Here is an 18854-nt window from a genome sequence, read left to right as displayed (position 1 = left end):
AATGCGATCAACGTCTGGCCAGAGCCAGCACCTGGAACATCATTCCGACGGCAATGCCTGCAAGCAGTGCCATCGGCGGAAAACGGAACTGGATGATGCCAATGGCCAGAACGCCGATCACCAGAACCCATTTCAACACCATTGCCGCAACCAGCCGACCAACGGCAGCCGTCGCAGCCTGCGCGCCGCCGTTCAAAGCGATGCGCGCAGCAAGCCAACCCCCAGCCACGACTGCCAGACCAGAGGCCAACGCCGCGATGGCGTGGGTGGTGCTGATCAGCAGGAATACCAGGGCCAGAGCCACTACTGCGAGGAACGGATATACCGCCGCACGCAACATCAGCCGCCGACCCGCATCTACGGAGTTCAGCATCAACATCCAGCCAAGTATCGAGGAAGGGACCGGGTATGCAGTCATGCAGCTACCCGTCGAGCTGCGAGAGTATAGCAAGGAGGCATTTTGCTAGACAACCGCCTTACCGATACCACCCGATCAGGACAAGCTGCTGATTTTCATAGGTTTCCATTAATAGAACTAGACAAAAATGGGCAAAACCGCACAAACAGGTTTCACGTTGTTGGCTGCTCCCGGCTGCAGCATGCGCACCGGTGCCTTGTGCCACCCCCTCCCCCGGACAGAGCGGCAAGCCACGCCCGGCAGCGCGTAACCGCCGCCGCAGTAGGGCCATCAGCGGCAGCTGGGGGCCCTGCACGGGCAGGTACCCCCGCACAACGCCGTTGCACCACTACAGGCAGACCACGGCAACGGCCATCGGCGGCGCACCCCTTCCAGCACGCAGCAGCCGCGGCCGATACGGCTATCCGCCGAGGTTGCCGCTACCTTTCGTACCAGCGTTGGACATTGGCAGAAAATCCATAGCCGGCAGCTATGGCCAACCGGTGTGCATTCAATTGGACGCCAACAGCGACGGCGGCGCACAGTGATCTGCCCTTCCCCGTGTCTGACCGATATGCGCAAGACCCTGAGCTTTGCCTGCCTGCACTTCAGCGTGGCCTTCGTGGTCGGCTGGGCGATCAGTGGCGACTGGCGTGTGGGCGGTGCATTGGCACTGGTCGAGCCGCTGTGCAATACCGTGGCCTTTCATTTCCACGAAAAACTCTGGCAGCGCCGGCAAACACCGCGCGCAGCCGATGCCGGTGACGCCGTACTTGCCCGCCATCACTGCCATACCTGAGCACACCACCAGGATGAAAAAAGCCCGGCAATGCCGGGCTTTTTCGTTTACTTCTTCTTTGGCAGGTACAGGTCGGTGATCGTGCCTTCGAAGATCTCCGCGGCCATTGCCACCGATTCGCTCAGTGTGGGATGGGCGTGGATGGTATGGCCGATGTCGCCGGCCTCGGCGCCCATCTCGATGGCCAGGCAGATCTCGGCCAGCAGCTCGCCGGCATGCGGGCCGACGATCGCCCCGCCGATCACCCGCTGGGTCTGCTCGTCAAACAGCAGTTTGGTGAAACCTTCGGTACGGCCGCTGCCAATCGCGCGGCCACTGGCCGCCCACGGGAACTTGGCCACACCGACCTTCAGGCCCTGCGCCTTGGCTTCGTTTTCGGTGACACCGACCCAGGCGATTTCCGGGTTGGTATAGGCCACCGACGGGATGACGCGGGCCACCCATTCGCGCTTCTCGCCAAAGGCCACTTCGGCGGCCAGCTTGCCTTCGTGGGTGGCCTTGTGGGCCAGCATCGGGTTGCCGACGATGTCACCGATGGCAAAGATGTGCGACACATTGGTGCGCATCTGGCGATCGACCGGGATGAAGCCGCGGTCGGTCACAGCCACACCGGCCTTGTCGGCCGCGATCTTGTTGCCGTTCGGTGCGCGGCCCACCGCGACCAGCACGCGGTCGAAGGTACCTTGCGCCAGCGCCGGGGTGCCACCATCGGCGGCCTCGAAGGTGACGGTGATGCCATCGCCACCAGCAGTGACGCCAGCGGCCTTGGTCTTGAGGTGGACCTCGATGCCCTGCTTCTTGAGCCGGTCGGCCAGCGGCTTGACCAGGTCCTTGTCGGCGCCGGGCATCAGCTGGTCCATGAACTCGACCACGGTGACCCTGGCGCCCAGTGCGCTGTATACGGTGGCCATTTCCAGGCCAATGATGCCGCCGCCGACGACCAGCAAGGAACCGGGCACCTCGGCCAGCTCCAGTGCATCGGTGGAGTCCATCACGCGCGCATCGTCCCACGGGAAGTTCGGCAGCTTCACCGCCTGCGAACCGGCGGCGATGATGCACTGCTCGAAGCGCAGCAGCTGGGTCTTGCCGTCGTCGCCGGTGATTTCCAGCTCGTTGGCCGAGACAAACACCGCCGTGCCCTGCACGGTGCGCACCTTGCGCTGCCTGGCCATGCCGGCCAGCCCCTTGGTCAACTGACCGACGACCTTTTCCTTGTAACCACGCAGGGTGTCCAGGTTGATCGACGGGGCGCCAAAGTCGATGCCCAGTTCGCTGGCATGGGCGGCATGGTCAATGATTTCGGCCGCATGCAGCAGCGCCTTGGACGGGATGCAGCCGACGTTGAGGCAGACACCGCCCAGGCTGGCATAGCGCTCGACCAGTACGGTATCCATGCCCAGATCAGCCGCACGGAAGGCCGCGGTGTAGCCACCGGGGCCGGCGCCCAGCACCACCAAGCGGCAGCTGATGTCGGCCTGGCGGCCGGAGGCCGGCAGCGCCTTGGCGGCCACCGCCGGGTTCGGTGCACGGTGCGACGGGGTCACCGGCGGCTTGCTGGCCGGGGCCGGGGCCGGTGCGGGCGGGGGCGCCGACGCTTGAGCCGTGGCCTCCTCCAACAGCACCACCACATCGCCCTGGCTGAGGGTATCGCCGAGCTTGACCTTGACGGCCTTGACCACACCCGCGGCCGAGGACGGCACTTCCAGCGTGGCCTTGTCTGATTCCAGGGTCACCAGACCCTGGTCCTTGGCCACGGTGTCGCCGACGGCCACCAGGATCTCGATCACCGGGACGTCGTTGTAGTCACCGATATCCGGGACCTTGATTTCAATCGTTGCCATGTGTGTCTCCGCGCCTCAGGCCTTGCCTTCGGCAACCCGTTCGTCGTATTTGTCCAGCGCGCGGCCGATCGCCTCGTAGCGCTTTTCGTGTTTCTTTTCCTTGCTGCCGGCCAGCTCCTCGAGCAGGGCGCGCTGGTCCAGCAGTCGCACCAGGGCACTGCAGCCGGGTTCACGGCCGCTGTAGCGCTGGCCATTGAGCTGCAGCGAGAAGATATCCTCCTCGCCCATCACCGGGGCCCGCTCGGCCATCTGGACCTGGGCCAGTACCCGCTGCCAGTGCGCCAGGATGCGCTGCGCCAGTTCGGCGGGAATCGGGGCGCGCTCGATCTCCGGCTGCTGCTCCAGCCGCAGCTGGACACCAAAACTGTTGCGGTCGTTGCTGATGTGGTGAATGCGCTCCTCGGCTCGGGCCCGGACTACCCACCACTGGCCCTGCTCATCGGGCGCCAGCTGCAGCTGGCTTTCGCTGCCACGCTTGGGCAACGACAACCAGGCAATACCATCGGCATGCTCGCCACCAAGCAGGCTCACCGCGGCCTGGCCGTAATTGCCGGTGGCCGCCGGCCAGCCGGGGCCCATGTCCAGCGTGCAGACCTGGGCCTGGGCCAGCGGCGCGGCCGCCAGCAGGGCCAGGCAGATACCACGCAGCCCTGCACTCACAGCAGCACCCGGCGCATGTCGGCCAGCACGTTGCCCAGGTAGCTGGTGAAGCGGGCGGCGGCAGCGCCGTCGATGACGCGATGGTCATAGCTCAGCGACAACGGCAGGGTCAGCCGCGGCTCGAACGCGCTGCCATTCCAGACCGGCTGCATGCTCGACTTGGACACGCCGAGGATGGCCACTTCCGGTGCATTGATGATCGGAGTGAAGGCGGTACCGCCGATGCCACCAAGCGAGGAGATCGAGAAACAGCCGCCCTGCATGTCGGCCGGGCCGAGCTTGCCGTCGCGCGCCTTCCTGGCCAGTTCGGCGGTTTCCTGGGCAATCTGCAGCACGCCCTTGCGGTCGACATCACGGATCACCGGCACCACCAGCCCGTTCGGGGTGTCGGCGGCAAAACCGATATGGAAGTACTTCTTCAGCACCAGGTTCTCGCCCGAGGCGTCGAGCGAGGCGTTGAACTGCGGGAACTGCTTCAGCGCCGCGGCACTGGCCTTGATCAAAAACGCCAGCATCGTCAGCTTGATGCCGGACTTTTCGTTTTCCTTGTTCAGCTGCACGCGCAGGGCTTCCAGCCCGGTGATGTCGGCCTGGTCGAACTGGGTGACGTGCGGAATCATGGCCCAGTTGCGCGCCAGGTTGGCACCGGAAATCTTCTGGATGCGGCTCAGCGGCTGGGTGTCGATCTCACCGAACTTGGCGAAGTCCACCTTCGGCCACGGCAGCAGGTTCAGCCCATTGCCGGCCCCGACGTTGCTGCCAGCCGTTGCAGCGCCAGCGGTCAGTGCGGCCTTGACGAACTTCTGCACATCAGCCCGGGTAATACGACCGCCCTGCTCACTGCCGGTGACCTGCAGCAGATCCACCCCCAGCTCGCGCGCAAACACGCGCACTGCCGGGCTGGCGTAAGGAACCTTGGCCGGCAGCACCGCATCGGCAGTGAACGCCACCGGCGGGCTGCTGGGTTCGCTGGCTGCCGGTGCCGGGGCGGTCACAGCGGCGGGTGCGGGTGCGGGCGTCGGTGCCGGTGCCGGTACAGGTACAGGTACAGGTGCAGGTGCAGGTGCAGGTGCCGGTGCAGGTGCGGCGGCTACCGGTGCCGGGGCGGTGTCGGCCGCGTCTTCGGCCACTTCGATCATCGCCACCAGCGCGCCTTCGGACAGGCTGTCACCGAGCTTGACCTTGATCTCGCGCACCACACCGGCAAAGGCCGAAGGCACTTCCAGCGTCGCCTTGTCCGACTCGAGGGTTACCAACCCCTGGTCCTTGGCAACGGTGTCGCCCACAGCCACCAGCACTTCAATCACCGGGACATCACTGTAGTCACCGATGTCCGGGACACGTGCTTCTTTGATTTGCGCCATGGGCTACTCCGAGTACATATGTATTAATTAACGCCGTATTGTGGTCCGCCCACGCAGCGGTGCCAACCGGTCAAACACTCTGGCCGTCACACAATCCATGTGCGGTTGCAGCATTCATTGCCCCTGCTGTACCGGCCCCATCGGCAGCAGCCAGCTGCGCAGCGGCTGCCAGTGCACGGCCAACGCAGCCAATGAACAGGAGGCATTGGCCGGGCTGGTGGATGGCAGTGCCAGCATTTCCAGCCCGGGACGCAGGGCCAGGACCGCCGCCTGCAGATGCCGGGAATACAGCCGCGCGGCGGCGGTGCCATTGCAGACGATCAACGCCAATTGCGGGCAATGCGGCAATAAACCGGGCAGATCCACCGCAACTTCGCTTTGCCGGCGGATGGCTGAATCCAGACTGCCCTGGCGCTGGCAGCGCGCCAGCACGTCCCACAGCCCCACCCCCCGGCCCTGCAGGGCCTGCAGCCGTTGCGGGTAGGCCAGCTGGGCATCCACCCCGCACACCGCCTGCATCACCGGCCAGAAACGGTTGCGCGGGTGGGCGTAGTACTGCCCTGCCGTCAACGAAGCCGTGCCGGGCATGGACCCCAGGATCAATACCCGCGTGTTGCTGGCAACCTGCGCAGAAAAGCCTTGTAACACCTGCATTTCATCACACTCCCGTGACACCAATGAACACCTTGGCAGCCATCACTGCCGCAGCGTCGCCGCTGCTCGCCGCCGCGCCTGAATGAGCCCTGGTTGAACGTCGATTGTCGGCAAACATTCATTCAATCCGCGCCAGCATGGCCCGGTCTTGCGACGGCCAACGCCCTGCAGCGCGAACCATCGCAATGATCACGACCCCAGCAACAGGTTAGAAAAGGAGACTCCCCATGCGCATCATCACCGCTCTGGCGTTGGCCACTGCCACCGTGATTGCCGCCCCCGCCTTCGCCCAGGACAACACCGATACAGCTTCGGGCAAGCGTTTTGCCGTGGTCGGCGGGATCGCCCATCTGCAGCCCAAGGGCGATGCAGGTGCAGGCATCGGCGATATCGATGGCGACCCGGCACCGACCCTGAGCGCCAGCTGGTACCTCAATGACAATTTCGCCGTCGAGCTGTGGGGCGCGGCCGATAAATTCAATCACCGGGTCAACAGCGATACCGGCGCCAAGCTGGGCACCGTGGAGCAGCAGCCGCTGGCCCTGAGCGCGCAGTACCACTTCGGCCAGGCCGACACCACCTTCCGCCCGTTTGTCGGTGTGGGTTACTACGAATCCAACTTCAGCAACGAGGACATCCCGGCACTGGACGGGCTGCATGTCGGGGTGGAAACCGCCAAGGGCGCCATCGGCACCGTCGGTGTGGACATGAACATCAACCCGACCTGGTTTGTACGCGCCGATGCGCGTTACCTGCATGCCCGACCGGAGCTGACCGTGGGTGGCCAGGGCAGCGGCAGCGATCTGAAGCTGGACCCGTGGGTGGTGGGCCTGGGCATCGGCGCCCGTTTCTGAGCCCGCCTGATGGACAGGCAAAAGGCCGGCCCTGCGGGGCCGGCCTTTTGTCTGCATCAGGTCGCGGACAGTTTCATCAGCACCAGCCCGCTGACAATCAGGACCGCCGCCGTGATCCGCAGCGGGGTGACCGGCTCGCCCAGTGCAACGATACCCAGCACGAAGGCACCCACGGCACCAATACCGGTCCAGATCGTATAGGCCGTGCCCAGCGGCAGTGAGCGCATCGCCAGGGACAGCAAGGCAAAGCTGCCAATCATGGTGACGATGGTGATGGTGGCCGGCACCGGTTTGCTGAAACCGTCCGACAGCTTCATCGAACAGGCCCACACCACTTCCAGCAGGCCAGCCAACAACAGGTAGATCCAGGCCATCACGGGCCCTCCTTTCGATAGACCCGGGTCGTCCCGGCAAACAGTTCCCACCACGGGCGAGGTCGTCCTCGAAAACGGATGCTCGTGCCATCCAGCCGCGCCGAATCCTGGCATGACCCGCTGAACCGACCATCACCAGGGCTTCAGCGGCGTCGATAAAGCCGCTGCTGCCGGCTCAGCTCATGGCTCATCCAGCACACATTGCCCAGCGCACTGCCCACCAGCAGCGCCGCCAGCCCGAGCAGGCCGGCGTGGCTCATCCAACCGCTCACCGGCCAGCTGGCGCCAGCCAGCATCACCTGCAGGCTCAGCCACAGGCCCGCGCCCAGGCGCAGCACCACCACCGCCAGCAGGCCCCAGACGAACCCGCGGCTGGGGGTGACGAACACCCCGCCCGGCCCGGACAACACGCGTGCCGGCAACCGTGCCAGAAGGCCCAGCACGATGCCGCAGGCCATCCCACCAGCGGCATGCAACAAGGCTCCGGGCCACCAGTAACCGGCCACCAGGGCGATCAGCAACAGGGTTGAGGCCGAAAGCAGACAGCCGGCCAGCTGCAACCGCAGCGGCCAGCGCTGCAGCTGGCGGGGCGAGGTGCCGCGACGCAGACGCAGGTAGAAAGCCAGCGGCCACAACGCCAGCAGCAGCACCAGCAGCAGCGCGATGGACAGCGGCAGGGCCAGCAGCAGTGGCATGCGCCCGGCTCAGAACGCCGGCAGCACCGCGCCGGCGTATTTCTGCTCGATGAAGGCCTTGACCTGCGGGCTGGTCAGTGCCGTCGCCAGCTGCTGCACGCGCGCATCGTCATTGTTGTCCACGCGCGAGACCAGGAAGTTCACATACGGCGATTCCGCCGATTCGATCGCCAGCGCATCCTCGGTCGGCTTCAGCCCGGCATCCAGCGCGTAGTTGGTGTTGATCAGCGCCAGGTCGACCTGGTCGAGCACCCGCGGCAGCATCGCCGAATCCAGCTCGCGGAACTTCAGCTGCTTCGGGTTGGCAGTGATGTCGCGCTGGGTGGACAGCGCATTGGACGGGTCGGCCAGGGTGATCACCCCGGCGGTATGCAGCAGGATCAGCGCACGGCTGTTGTTGGACGGGTCATTCGGGATCACCACATCGGCCCCGACCGGCAGCTGGTCCAGCGCGGTGTAGCGACGCGAATAGGCACCGAACGGCTCGATATGCACCCCGGTGACGGTCACCAGCGCGGTACCGCGGTCGGCGTTGTAGGCATCCAGGTAGGGTTCGGTCTGGAAGTAATTGACATCGACCTGACCCTGCACCAGCTGGTCGTTGGGCTGCACGTAGTCATTGAACACGCGCACCTCCAGGCTCAGGCCCTGTTCGGCCAGCAGCGGCTTGACCACCTCCAGGATCTCCGCATGCGGCACCGCGGTCGCGGCAACCACCAGCTTGTCGTCCTGCGCGGCCGGCTTGCCGCAGGCAGTCAGGGCCAGCGTCACCGCCAGCACGGGAAGAGCCAACAACTTGATCATCGAAACGTCCTGTGAAAATCGGGGGGAGTGGCCGGCAAGTGTAGACCGCTCAGCGACGGGTGTAGCGCGTGACCAGCCAGTCGCCGGCCATCTGCAGCAGCTGGACCAGCACCAGCAGCGCGACCACGGTGACCAGGGCCACATCGGTATGCGAACGCTGGTAACCATCACGGAAGGCCAGATCGCCCAGGCCACCGGAGCCGATCGCACCGCCCATCGCGGTGAACCCGACCAGCGCGACCACGGTGACCGTGGCCCCGGCGATCAGGCCCGGGCGCGCCTCGGGCAGCAGCACCCGGGTCACCAGCTGCCAGGTGGTGGCGCCCATCGCCAGCGAGGCCTCGACCACGCCGCGGTCGACCTCGCGCAGGGCAGTCTCCACCAGCCGGGCATAGAACGGCGCCGCGCCAATCACCAGCGGCAGGATCGCCCCGCGCACACCCAGCGAGGTGCCCATCAAGGCCAGCGTGACCGGGATCAGCACGATCATCAGGATGATGAAGGGCACCGAGCGCAGCAGGTTGACCACCAGCGCCAGCCCGCCATACAGCCACGGCCTGCGCCCCAGCTGCGGGCTGCCGGTCAAAAACAGCGCCACGCCCAGCGGCAGGCCGATGGCGATGGTCAGCGGCAGCGAGCCGGCGAGCATCAGCAGGGTATCGATGCTGGCCTGGCCGATATCGGCCCACTTGCCGGCATCCAGATGGCGGAAGAAACCGTCCGCGGCGGCGATCATCGGATTCATGCCTGCACCTCCTGCACATGGACACCGGCAGCAGCAAACGCGGCCAGCGCCGCGGCGGTATCACCACCGGTCAGGGCCAGCATCAACTGGCCGTACGGGGTGTCGCGGATACGGTCGATACGCCCGGAAAGGATGCTGTAATCGACCCCGGTCTCGCGCGCGATCCGGCCCAGCAACGGCTGGTAGGTATCACTGCCGACAAAGGTCAGGCGCACCACCCGGCCACCGGCGGCAGCCAGGTCGGCCAGCATCGCCTCCTCGTCGCTGTGCTCGTATTCGCTGACAAAGCGGCGCGTGGTGGGGTGCTGCGGATGCAGGAACACATCGGCCACCGCGCCACTCTCCACCACCACGCCGGCATCGAGCACCGCCACCCGGTCGCAGACCCGGCGGATCACGTCCATCTCGTGGGTGATCAGCACGATGGTCAGGCCCAGTTCGCGGTTGATCCGCGCCAGCAGCTCCAGCACCTGGGCGGTGGTCTGCGGGTCCAGCGCGCTGGTGGCCTCATCGCAGAGCAGGATCGACGGCCGGGTCGCCAGCGCGCGCGCAATGCCCACGCGCTGCTTCTGCCCGCCGGACAGCTGCGCCGGGTACTTGTCGGCGTGCTCGGTCAGGCCGACGGTGGCCAGCAATTCCGCCACCCGCGCGGCAATGGCAGGCCTGGATTCACCGGCCAGCTCCAGTGGAAAGGCCACATTGGCAGCCACGGTACGGCTGGAAAGCAGGTTGAAGTGCTGGAAGATCATCCCGATCCGGCGGCGCAAGGTGCGCAGGCCGTCCGCGTCCAGCGCGGTGATGGACTGGCCATCGACGATCAACTCGCCGCCGCTGGGCAGTTCCAGGCCATTGATCAGGCGGATCAGGGTCGACTTGCCGGCACCGGAATGGCCGATGATGCCGAACACCTCGCCGGCACGCACAGAAAGGTCCAGTGGCGCCAGGGCCTGGAGCGAGCGCCCGGCAACCGGGTAGGACTTGTGGATCTGACGGAATTCAATCACGGCAAGCGTGGGGCATCACAAACGTGGGGCGTGCAGCCTAACAGCAACGGGCGCCTGGGCGCCCGTGCCAAAGTTCAGCAGGTCATGCCGATTTTTCATGCCGGTCGTCCAGTGACGACCAGACGCCTGCGCTCAGCTGTTCCACCACATCAGCAGCGAATGCCACAGGCGCTTGAAGAAGCCGGCCTCCTCGACGGCGGCAACCGCCACCAACGGTGCCTGGGCGATGACCTTGTCATCCAGGCTGACCTTGACGGTGCCGACCTGCTGGCCGGCGGCAAACGGGGCCACCAGCTCGCGCGGCACATCCATCACCGCCTTCAGCTCGTCGTAACGGCCGCGCGGCACGGTGACCAGCAACGGCTGGGCCACCCCGAGCTGCAGCTCGGCGGCCTGGCCCTTCCACACCTTCTGGGTGGTGATGGCCGTGGCCGGCTCATACAGGCGGTGGGTCTCGTGGAAACGGAAGCCCCAGTTGAGCAGTGCCAGCGAATCATCGGCGCGCTGCTTTTCCGAGGCGCCACCGAGCAGCACCACGATCAGGCGCTGGTCGCCGCGCTGGGCCGAGGACAGCAGGCAGTAGCCGGCCGCGGCAGTGTGACCGGTCTTGATCCCGTCCACGCTCGGATCACGCCACAGCAGCAGGTTGCGGTTGTGCTGGCGGATGCTGCCGACGGTGAATTCCTTGACCTTGTTGTAGGCATAGGTTTCCGGGTAATCACGCACCAGCGCGCGGCCCAGCAGGGCCAGGTCATAGGCACTGGCCTGGTGGCCCTCGGCGGTCAGGCCGTGGGCGTTGACGAAGTGGCTGTCCTTCATGCCGATCTTGGCGGCATAGCTGTTCATCAGTTCGGCAAACGCTTCCTGGCTGCCGGCCACGTGCTCGGCCAGCGCAATGGCCGCATCGTTGCCGGACTGGATCGCCATGCCCTTTTCCATCTCTTCCAGGCGCGCGGTCTGGTTGACCGGGAAACCGGAGTAGCTGCCATCGGTACCGGCCCCACCCTCACGCCAGGCGCGCTCGCTCATCATCACCTGGTCATCCAGGTTGATCTTGCCGGCAGCCACTTCGGCGGCGATCACGTAGGAGGTCATGACCTTGGTGATCGAGGCCGGCGGCAGCGGGGTGTGGATGTTCTCACCGGCCAGCACCTGCCCGGTGGCGTGATCCATCACCAACCAGGCCGTTGCGGTGCTCGGCGCCGGAGCGGCGGGAATCTGCACCGCCGCCGGCGCAGCGGGGGTTGCTGCGCGCGGCGTCGGCAGCGGGGTCTGAGCCAGCACCAGACCGGTGGTCAGCGCGGCGGCGGCGGCAACAGCAAAGCGGAATTTCATCAGAGCGCAACCTTGCGGGAGCAGGGAGGGGATGGGCCATTGTAGGCGGGTGAGCCGGATGTGCACACGCTCACACGACAATACCCGGCCTGGATTCAGTCGTTGACCACACGCGGCTGGCCAAGACCCAATGCGGCAATACGCTGCACCAGTTGCGGCACAGTGCTGTGGTCATCGGCGGCCACCCGCAGACGCCACAGGGTGCGTCCATCGGCGACCACATCCTGCAACCGGCCACCGGCAATCCCGGCCAGCAGCAGTTGCTGCAGCGCACGTTCGGCATTGTCACGGCTGGCAAAACTGGCCACCTGCAGCAAGGCCGCCTGCGGGCTGTCAGCGACCCTGCCGGCAGCCGTCACCGCCTGCGGCAACGGCGTGCTGACCACGGCAGCGGCGGGTTCGGCCAGTGCCGCGGTCGTGGCCGCGGTGGCGGGCATGGCAGTGGACGTGGGGGTGGCTGCGGCCGCATCGCGGCGCGCGCGCCGGCCACGCTCCTGGCCCGGGGTCAGCGCACGCACGCTGACCTGGCCGGTGCCGCGCTGGGTAATGCCCAGCTTGACTGCCGCGGCATAGCTCAGATCGATGACCCGGCCGTCATGGAAAGGACCACGGTCATTGACCCGGACGATCACGCTCTGCCCGTTCTCCAGGTTGGTCACCTCGGCAAAACTGGGCAGCGGCAAGGACTTGTGCGCGGCACTGAAGGTGTACATGTCATACACCTCGCGGTTGGAGGTCAACCGGCCATGGAACTTGGCGCCGTAATACGAGGCGATACCGGTTTCCTGGTAGCCGCGTGGATCTTGCAGCACGTGGTACTGCTTGCCCAGCACCGTATACGGGGAGCGATTGCCGACCGGCGAGCGCGGCTCGTCGGTCACCACCGGCTCGGGGATACAGGCCACATTGGGAATGTAGGCCGGCGTGGAGTCACTCACCCCGGGGCGGTACAGGCCGCCGGCGGTGTAATGGCCGCGGGTGGAAGGATCTTCGCTGGCCGGTGCATACGGTGAGCCCGGCGGACACTCGGCCTTGCCGCTGACCACGGTGCCCGCCCCGGCTCCGTCGGCGCTGCCGACGCCGCGCTGTGGTGCGCTGCTGCAGGCCGCCAAGGCCAGTACGATCAGTCCCAATCCCCAGCGGTAATGGTTCATGCCGACGGCAGCTCCTGTCCGGCAATGGCTTCAGACAGCTGGAACACCGCCATCGCATACATCTTGGAGATGTTGTAACGGGTGATCGCATAGTAGTTCTGGTAGCCCAGCCAGTACTGCTTGCCGGCCGCGCCCTCCAGGCTGATCGGGGTGGCGGTGGCCGCCGCCGGTACCGGCACCCGGGCGCGGTAACCCCGCTGGGCCAGGTCTGCCTGGCTCCAGCGCGGGGTCCAGTCTTCGGGATTGAACTCCTCATGGCCCTCGGCCAGGGTCGCCGGCACCGCGATCAGGCCACCACGCTGCCAGCCGCCCTTGCGGACAAAGTAATTGGCGATGGAGGCAAACACATCGGCGCGGCTGGTGAACAGGTCACGACGGCCGTCGCCATCGCCATCCACGGCAAAATCCAGATAGCTGGACGGCATGAACTGGCCCATGCCCATCGCCCCGGCATAACTGCCCTGCAGGGCGAGCAGGTCCAGCTGCTCATCGCGGGCCAGCACGAACAGCCTGGCCAGCTCATCACGGAAAAAGGCCGCGCGGCGGATTTCACGATCCAGCTTGGCCGGGTCGCCACTGCGCGGGTAGTTGAACGCCAGCGTGTACAGCGCATCGAGCACGCGATGGCTGCCGGTGTTGCGGCCATAACTGGTTTCCACCCCGATGATGGCCACGATGACCTGTGCCGGCACCCCGGTCTGTTGCTCGACCCGGGCCAGCTCCTGGCGGTGCTCGGCCAGGAACTGGCGGCCGCCGTCGATCCGCGCCTGGCTGATGAACATCGGCCGGTACTCATGCCACGGCTTGACCCGCTCGGCCGGGCGTGACATCGCACTGATGATGGCCGGCTTGATCTGCGCCTGGGCCAGGCCCGCATGCAGTACCGCCGGGTCCAGCCGGTGCGCGGCAGCGGCCTCGGCGATGAAGCGCTCGCGCTGCTGCTCCAGGCTCAGGTGCGCCCAGTCCTCGACCGGGGGCAATGCCTGGGCGGACTCGGGAGCGGCTTCTGCCGGCGTGGTGGAGGTCGCCGGTACCGGCGCCACAGCGCGGGTTACCGGTGCGGGAGCGTGCTGGTCGCCGGTTGCGCAGGCAACCAGGGACAGCGACGCCAGACAGGCCAGGGCACGAAATTTCATGTCGTCGAGGTTAGCAGCAGCCGGGGCAAATCGCACACCTCAAACCCGCCGGCCGGTACCGCCGGAAAATAATGAATTACCGGTTGCGTCCCCCATCCCCAGCGGACGCAACCGGCAACTCACGGTCGATTCAAGCGCAGGCCAGCGTCTCCCCACGCCGCCTGCTTCGACCATCGAACGCGCGCCAGGCGCGGCATCCGACCCGTACCTCAACTGCGCATTCACTTAGCTGCGGCGGGGGCGCCATTGTGCACGCGCACCACCGTAATGGGTTTGATCCTGATCAAAAAACCCGCTTGACGTCACGGATCAGGAGTAATTGACCGGCCGATGGGCCTGCGCGGCCATGACCAGGCCAAAACTGACCAGCAGCGATACCGCCGAAGTGCCGCCATAACTGATCAGCGGCATCGGCACCCCGACCACCGGCAGCAGTCCGGAAATCATCCCGCCATTGACCAGCACATAGACAAACAGGGCCAGCCCGGTGGCCCCGCACAACAGCCGCGAATAGCCGTCCTTGCATTCCAGCGCGATCCACAGGCAGCGACCGACCACGAATACATACAGGGCCAGCACGGTGGCCACGCCCAGCCAGCCGAACTCCTCGCTGAGCACGGAAAACGCAAAGTCGGTGGTCTGCTCGGGAATGAAGTTCAAATGCGCCTGGCTGCCCTGGCCCCAGCCCTGCCCGCTCCAGCCGCCGGAGCCGATTGCGATCTTGGACTGGATGATGTTCCAGCCGGCGCCGAGCGCATCACTTTCCGGGTCCAGGAACATCAGGATGCGGTCCTTCTGGTAGGGACGCAGGAACCAGAACCAGGCCACCGGCGCGGCCGCGGCGACGCCGCCGATACCGACCCCGACCCACCACCACGGCAGGCCGGCCAGCAACAGCACGAACACCCCGGAGGCGGCGATCAGCACCGCGGTGCCGAAATCCGGCTGCAGCATCACCAGCCCGGTGGGCAGGCCGATGATCGCCGCGGCCACCAGCACCACCGGCACCCGCGGCGGCAGCGGCATCCGGTTCAGGTACCAGGCCACCATCATCGGCAGGCAGACCTTGAGCAGTTCGGCCGGCTGCAGGTAGAACAGGCCCAGGTTGATCCACTGCCGCCCGTACTTGCCGGTGCCGATCACGAACACCGCCAGCAGTGGCAGCATCGACAGCGCGTAGATCAGCGGGGTCAGTTCGCGGATGCGCAGGATAGGGATGCGCGAAATCGCCCACAACGCCGCCAGGCCGACCACACAGCGTGCACCCTGCGCCTTGACCAGGCCCATGCCGCCGGCACTGTGCAGCACCAGCAGGCCGATCACCATCAGCGCCAGCAGGGCGCCGAGCAGGGGCAGGTCCAGGGTGCGGCCAAAACGATGGGCCAGGTCACCGAGCCAGCGCAGCACCGCCCTCATCGTGGCGGCCCGCTGTCGGTGGCTGAGGGTGCAGGCGCCGGCGCACCGATCTGCACCGGCGCGGTCTCTGCCGCCAGTGCCGCCAGCCGGGCGGCCTGCACCTGGGCCAGCGGCAAGCCGTCCTTGCTGGCCTCCAGGGTGCGCTCGGCCAGTGCGGTCAGGCCGCGCTCGCTGTCCAGCGGCTGCATGCCCTCCGGCAGCTTGCCCAGCAACCAGGCATCGAACACCTTGCGCGCGATCGGCCCGGCCGAAGTACCGCCGTAACCACCGCCCTCCACCGCGACGGCCACCGCGATCTGCGGGTTTTCGGCCGGCGCAAAACCGACAAACAGCGCGCGGTGGCGCAGATGCATCGGCAGGCTGCGCGGATCCACCGCGGCACTGCCGCGGCGGCTGACCACCTGCGCGGTGCCGGTCTTGCCGGCCATCGTGTACGGCGCGCCGGCGGCGGTACGCGCGCCGCTGCCACCAGGCTGCATCGTGGCCATCATCGCTTCGCGTACCACCTGGACGTTGTCAGGGTTGGGACTGATCGGGGTCGGCGCCGGCTGTGGCAGCGGCAGCCAGGGCGCATCGAAGCCCTCGCGGCTGGCCACCGCCAGGTGCGGCCGGCGCAACTGGCCATCAGCCAGGCCAGCGACGGCATGCACCAGCTGCAGCGGGGTGACCTTCCAGTCGCCCTGGCCGATGGAGGCATTGACCGTATCGCCCGGGTACCAGCGCTCCTTGCGCGTGGCCGCCTTGGTCGCCGGCGAGGGCAGGATGCCACCGATCTCGCCGGTCAGGTCGATCCCGGTCGGCTGGCCGAAGCCGTAGTGGTGCATGTACTGCACGAAACGCTCGATCCCCAGATCCAGCGCCAGCCGGTAGTAATAGGTGTTCACCGACTGCGCGATCGACTTGCGCAGGTCGGTCCAGCCATGGCCGCCACGACTGGCATCGCCCCAGCCACGGCTGACCCCGGGCAGGTGGAACATACCGGTGGACAGCACCCGGTCTTCGGGCCGGCGCACGCCGGCATCCAGCCCGGCCAGCGCGATCAACGGCTTCAGGGTCGAACCCGGCGCGACGCCGCCGAGCACCAGCCGGTTGAACTGCGGCCGCGAGGGGTTGTCATTGAGCGCACGGAAGTCGGCATGCGAGATGCCGTTGACGAACAGGTTCGGGTCATACGCCGGCAGGCTGACCATGGCCAGGATCTCGCCGGTACGCGGATCCATCGCCACCGCCGCGCCTTCGAATTCACCAAACGCGGCGACCATCGCCTGCTGCAGCTGGGCATCGATGGAAAGCCGCAGGTCGCTGCCCGAACGCGCCGGCACCCGGCCCACGGTGCGGATCGCGCGCCCCTGCACATTGGTTTCCACCTGCTCGTAGCCGATGCGGCCACGCAGCTGGTCCTCGTAATAACGCTCCAGCCCGGACTTGCCGATATGGGTCAGCGCGGCATTGCCCTCGCCCAGCACTTCCAGGTCACGGTCATCAACCCGGCCGACATAGCCGATCACATGCGCAAACAGCTCGCCATAGGGGTAGCGCCGGGTCAGATAGGGCTCCAGCTCGACCCCCGGATACTTCCAGCGGTCCACCGCAAAGCGCGCCATCTCCTCCTCGCTCACGCGCAGCTTCAGGGTCACCGGCAAAAACCGCCGACGCGCCTTGCGCGACTGCTCGAAACGTTCGATGTCCTCGTCGCTGAGCGCGAAGATCGTGCGCAGGCCGGCCAGGGTGGCGTCCATGTCCTGGACCTTGTCCGGGGTGATGTCGACCCGGAAAGCCGGCACGTTCTCGGCCAGCAGGCGCCCGGCGCGGTCATACACCATGCCGCGCCCGGGTACGACCGGCCGCGGCTTGATCCGGTTGGATTCGGAACGGGTGGCATAGGTGGCGTGGTCGACCACCTGCAGCTTGAAATACCAGCCGCCCAGTCCGCCCAGGGCCAGCAGCACGCCGGCAAAACCGATCGCAGCCCGGCGCCGGAACTGCTCGGCCTCCGCATGCGGGTTCTTGGTTTGCCGCCGCCGCGCCAGACTCATCGCCCGCGCCGCCCGTGGCCCAGCCGGTCAAGCAGAACGAACAGCGGTGGCCACAGCAGCATCCCGACCAACGGTGCGCCCCACCACAGCCAGGGCTGCGCCGCCTGGCCCAGCACCAGGTGCAGCAGCGCGGTCAGGCCGCGGTCGGCAAACAGCAGCACGCCGATCACCATCGCCTGCTGCAGCAGCGGGAAAAACCGCATCCGCGCGCGGAAGTGCTGCAGCACGAAGGTCAGCAGCACCAGCCGCAGCGCATGCTCGCCCAACAGCGAACCGTAGACCATGTCGGCCAGCAGGCCGAGCAGAAAGGCGCGGCCGATGCCGAAACGCTCGGGCAGCTCGATGACCATCCAGGCCACGATCAGCGCCAGCCAGAACGGGCGCAACGGCTGCACCGCCTCCGGCAATGGCACTACCCCGAGCACGGTGGCCACCAGCACGCACAGCGGTACCACCCAACCACGCCCACGCCAGCGGCTCATCGCAGCCCCTCGGCAGCGGCCGGCATTGTCGCCGGTGGCGTTTCCGGCGCTGGCTGCGGCGGTGCGGAATCGACGGGCGTTGGCGCTGCAGCACGCGGCACCGGCAAGGCGGAACCGGCCTGGCGGGGTGCCACTGCCGGCCCGGCGGCCGCGCGCATTGCCGGCGCCGGGGCATCGAGCGCGACGGCAGGTGCGGGGCTGTCGGCCGGCAACTCGGGCAGCAGGCGCAGCAGCAGCACGTCCTGGCCGCGATCGAGCTTGGCCGCCGGGGTCAGCTCGCCGATCAGGAAGGCATGGCTGTCATCCGGGCGCAGCGTGGTCACCTTGCCGACCGGGAAACCGGGCGGAAAGCGCCCGCCCAGGCCGGAGGTGACGATTTCATCACCAACTTCGACCTCGGCACTGAGCGGGATGTCACGCAGTTCCAGCCGCGCACCGCGGCCATAGGCAATCAGACGCACGCCATTGCGCGCGACGGTGACCGGAATGGCATGATCCGGATCGGTCAACAGCAGCACCACCGACTGGAACGGCTGTACTTCGATCACCTGGCCGACCAGGCCACCGGCATCGATCACCGCCTGGCCGACATACACCCCCTGGCGGCTGCCGGCAGCCAGCACCAGGCGCTGACGCACCGGATCCAGGTCCACATCCAGGATCGGCACCAGCTGCACATCCAGGCCATTGCGCTCGGCTACCCCGAGGCGTTCGCGCAGGCGCGCGTTTTCCATTGCCGCGGCGTGCAGCCGGGCCAGCCGGGCGTTGGCCACCAGCAGTTCATCGCGCAGGCGCCGGTTTTCCTCCAGCACACTGGCGTGGCTGTTCAGGCGCTCGCCCACCGCGCCGGCGACATGCGTCGGCAGGCCGAGCAGGGCCCACACCGGTTGCACCACGGCATTGGCCTGGGTGCGCCACTGGCTGAGCCAGCCGCCGCGGCTGTCCAGCACCACCAGCACCAGTGCCAGGCCAACCAGCACCAGCAGGCGCACGATCGCACCGATATCGGCCGGGCGGGAAGCGACATTGGGTCCGGCGTAAGTCGGCACAGTGATCAGCAGGATTGAAGTAACGGGGTAACCAGGCCAGACGCCCCCGCACCCG

General features: G+C 67.0%; 19 protein-coding genes. 2 read left to right on the top strand and 17 right to left on the bottom strand.

Annotation, left to right across the window (positions count from 1 at the left end; all coding sequences use genetic code 11):
* Nucleotides 1-7: 7 nt before the first annotated feature.
* Nucleotides 8-373: a hypothetical protein gene (locus tag ABB25_RS02305; protein ID WP_083488064.1), complete on the bottom strand. Its 366-nt coding sequence runs from the start codon at nt 371-373 to the stop codon at nt 8-10.
* 598 nt (nt 374-971) lie between these two features.
* Between ABB25_RS02305 and ABB25_RS02300 the strand changes: the two genes are divergently transcribed.
* A complete protein-coding gene (locus ABB25_RS02300) occupies nt 972-1196 on the top strand; it encodes a DUF2061 domain-containing protein (RefSeq protein WP_057663148.1) in 225 nt (74 codons plus the stop codon).
* 47 nt (nt 1197-1243) lie between these two features.
* Here ABB25_RS02300 and lpdA read toward each other — a convergent pair whose 3' ends face one another.
* The 4 genes from lpdA to ABB25_RS02280 form a co-directional block, all read right to left on the bottom strand.
* Entirely contained in the window at nt 1244-3037 is a 1794-nt protein-coding gene (lpdA, locus tag ABB25_RS02295) for a dihydrolipoyl dehydrogenase (protein WP_057663145.1), read from the bottom strand.
* 15 nt (nt 3038-3052) lie between these two features.
* Complete coding sequence (locus ABB25_RS02290) at nt 3053-3697, bottom strand: hypothetical protein (RefSeq protein ID WP_057663142.1); 645 nt, start codon at nt 3695-3697, stop codon at nt 3053-3055.
* Nucleotides 3694-5061, bottom strand: a complete 1368-nt coding sequence (aceF, locus tag ABB25_RS02285; protein WP_057663138.1) for a dihydrolipoyllysine-residue acetyltransferase — start codon at nt 5059-5061, stop codon at nt 3694-3696. The genes ABB25_RS02290 and aceF overlap by 4 nt, the downstream gene beginning before the upstream one ends.
* 114 nt (nt 5062-5175) lie before the next feature.
* Complete coding sequence (locus tag ABB25_RS02280) at nt 5176-5715, bottom strand: DNA-deoxyinosine glycosylase (RefSeq protein ID WP_057663135.1); 540 nt, start codon at nt 5713-5715, stop codon at nt 5176-5178.
* A gap of 227 nt (nt 5716-5942) precedes the next feature.
* Here ABB25_RS02280 and ABB25_RS02275 point away from each other — a divergent pair, with 227 nt between their 5' ends.
* On the top strand, nt 5943-6569 hold the full coding sequence (locus ABB25_RS02275; protein ID WP_057663132.1) for an OmpW/AlkL family protein: 627 nt from the start codon (nt 5943-5945) through the stop codon (nt 6567-6569).
* 56 nt (nt 6570-6625) lie between these two features.
* Here ABB25_RS02275 and ABB25_RS02270 read toward each other — a convergent pair whose 3' ends face one another.
* The 12 genes from ABB25_RS02270 to mreC all read right to left on the bottom strand — a co-directional run bounded on the left by ABB25_RS02270 (nt 6626) and on the right by mreC (nt 18799).
* On the bottom strand, nt 6626-6943 hold the full coding sequence (locus tag ABB25_RS02270; RefSeq protein ID WP_057663259.1) for a DMT family transporter: 318 nt from the start codon (nt 6941-6943) through the stop codon (nt 6626-6628).
* A 143-nt stretch (nt 6944-7086) separates the two neighbouring features.
* The gene (locus ABB25_RS02265) at nt 7087-7638 is read right to left on the bottom strand and encodes a hypothetical protein (protein WP_057663130.1); all 552 of its coding nucleotides are present in this window, start codon (nt 7636-7638) and stop codon (nt 7087-7089) included.
* A 9-nt stretch (nt 7639-7647) separates the two neighbouring features.
* A complete protein-coding gene (locus tag ABB25_RS02260; RefSeq protein ID WP_057663128.1) occupies nt 7648-8442 on the bottom strand; it encodes a MetQ/NlpA family ABC transporter substrate-binding protein in 795 nt (264 codons plus the stop codon).
* A gap of 49 nt (nt 8443-8491) precedes the next feature.
* Nucleotides 8492-9187, bottom strand: coding sequence for a methionine ABC transporter permease (locus ABB25_RS02255; RefSeq protein WP_057663123.1), 696 nt, complete (start codon nt 9185-9187; stop codon nt 8492-8494).
* On the bottom strand, nt 9184-10191 hold the full coding sequence (locus tag ABB25_RS02250) for a methionine ABC transporter ATP-binding protein (protein WP_057663120.1): 1008 nt from the start codon (nt 10189-10191) through the stop codon (nt 9184-9186). Before ABB25_RS02250 ends, ABB25_RS02255 begins: the two co-directional genes overlap by 4 nt.
* A 132-nt stretch (nt 10192-10323) precedes the next feature.
* The gene (locus ABB25_RS02245; RefSeq protein WP_057663118.1) at nt 10324-11526 is read right to left on the bottom strand and encodes a D-alanyl-D-alanine carboxypeptidase family protein; all 1203 of its coding nucleotides are present in this window, start codon (nt 11524-11526) and stop codon (nt 10324-10326) included.
* A gap of 95 nt (nt 11527-11621) precedes the next feature.
* Nucleotides 11622-12680 (bottom strand): septal ring lytic transglycosylase RlpA family protein, encoded by a 1059-nt coding sequence (locus ABB25_RS02240; protein ID WP_057663116.1) that lies wholly within the window; start codon nt 12678-12680, stop codon nt 11622-11624.
* On the bottom strand, nt 12677-13816 hold the full coding sequence (mltB, locus tag ABB25_RS02235; RefSeq protein ID WP_057663114.1) for a lytic murein transglycosylase B: 1140 nt from the start codon (nt 13814-13816) through the stop codon (nt 12677-12679). Before mltB ends, ABB25_RS02240 begins: the two co-directional genes overlap by 4 nt.
* Before the next feature lie 309 nt (nt 13817-14125).
* Nucleotides 14126-15232 (bottom strand): rod shape-determining protein RodA, encoded by a 1107-nt coding sequence (rodA, locus tag ABB25_RS02230; protein WP_057663110.1) that lies wholly within the window; start codon nt 15230-15232, stop codon nt 14126-14128.
* Nucleotides 15229-17268 (bottom strand): penicillin-binding protein 2, encoded by a 2040-nt coding sequence (gene mrdA, locus ABB25_RS02225; RefSeq protein WP_057663108.1) that lies wholly within the window; start codon nt 17266-17268, stop codon nt 15229-15231. Before mrdA ends, rodA begins: the two co-directional genes overlap by 4 nt.
* Nucleotides 17265-17750 carry a rod shape-determining protein MreD gene (gene mreD, locus ABB25_RS02220; RefSeq protein WP_057663106.1) on the bottom strand — a complete coding sequence of 162 codons (486 nt, stop codon included), beginning with the start codon at nt 17748-17750 and terminating at the stop codon, nt 17265-17267. Before mreD ends, mrdA begins: the two co-directional genes overlap by 4 nt.
* Nucleotides 17747-18799 (bottom strand): rod shape-determining protein MreC, encoded by a 1053-nt coding sequence (gene mreC / locus ABB25_RS02215; RefSeq protein ID WP_057663103.1) that lies wholly within the window; start codon nt 18797-18799, stop codon nt 17747-17749. The genes mreD and mreC overlap by 4 nt, the downstream gene beginning before the upstream one ends.
* Nucleotides 18800-18854: the final 55 nt, after the last annotated feature.

Source organism: Stenotrophomonas koreensis, from assembly GCF_001431525.1.
Lineage (GTDB): Bacteria > Pseudomonadota > Gammaproteobacteria > Xanthomonadales > Xanthomonadaceae > Stenotrophomonas > Stenotrophomonas koreensis.
Note: the sequence above shows the minus strand (reverse complement) of the source record. Positions and strands in the feature narration are given on the sequence as shown.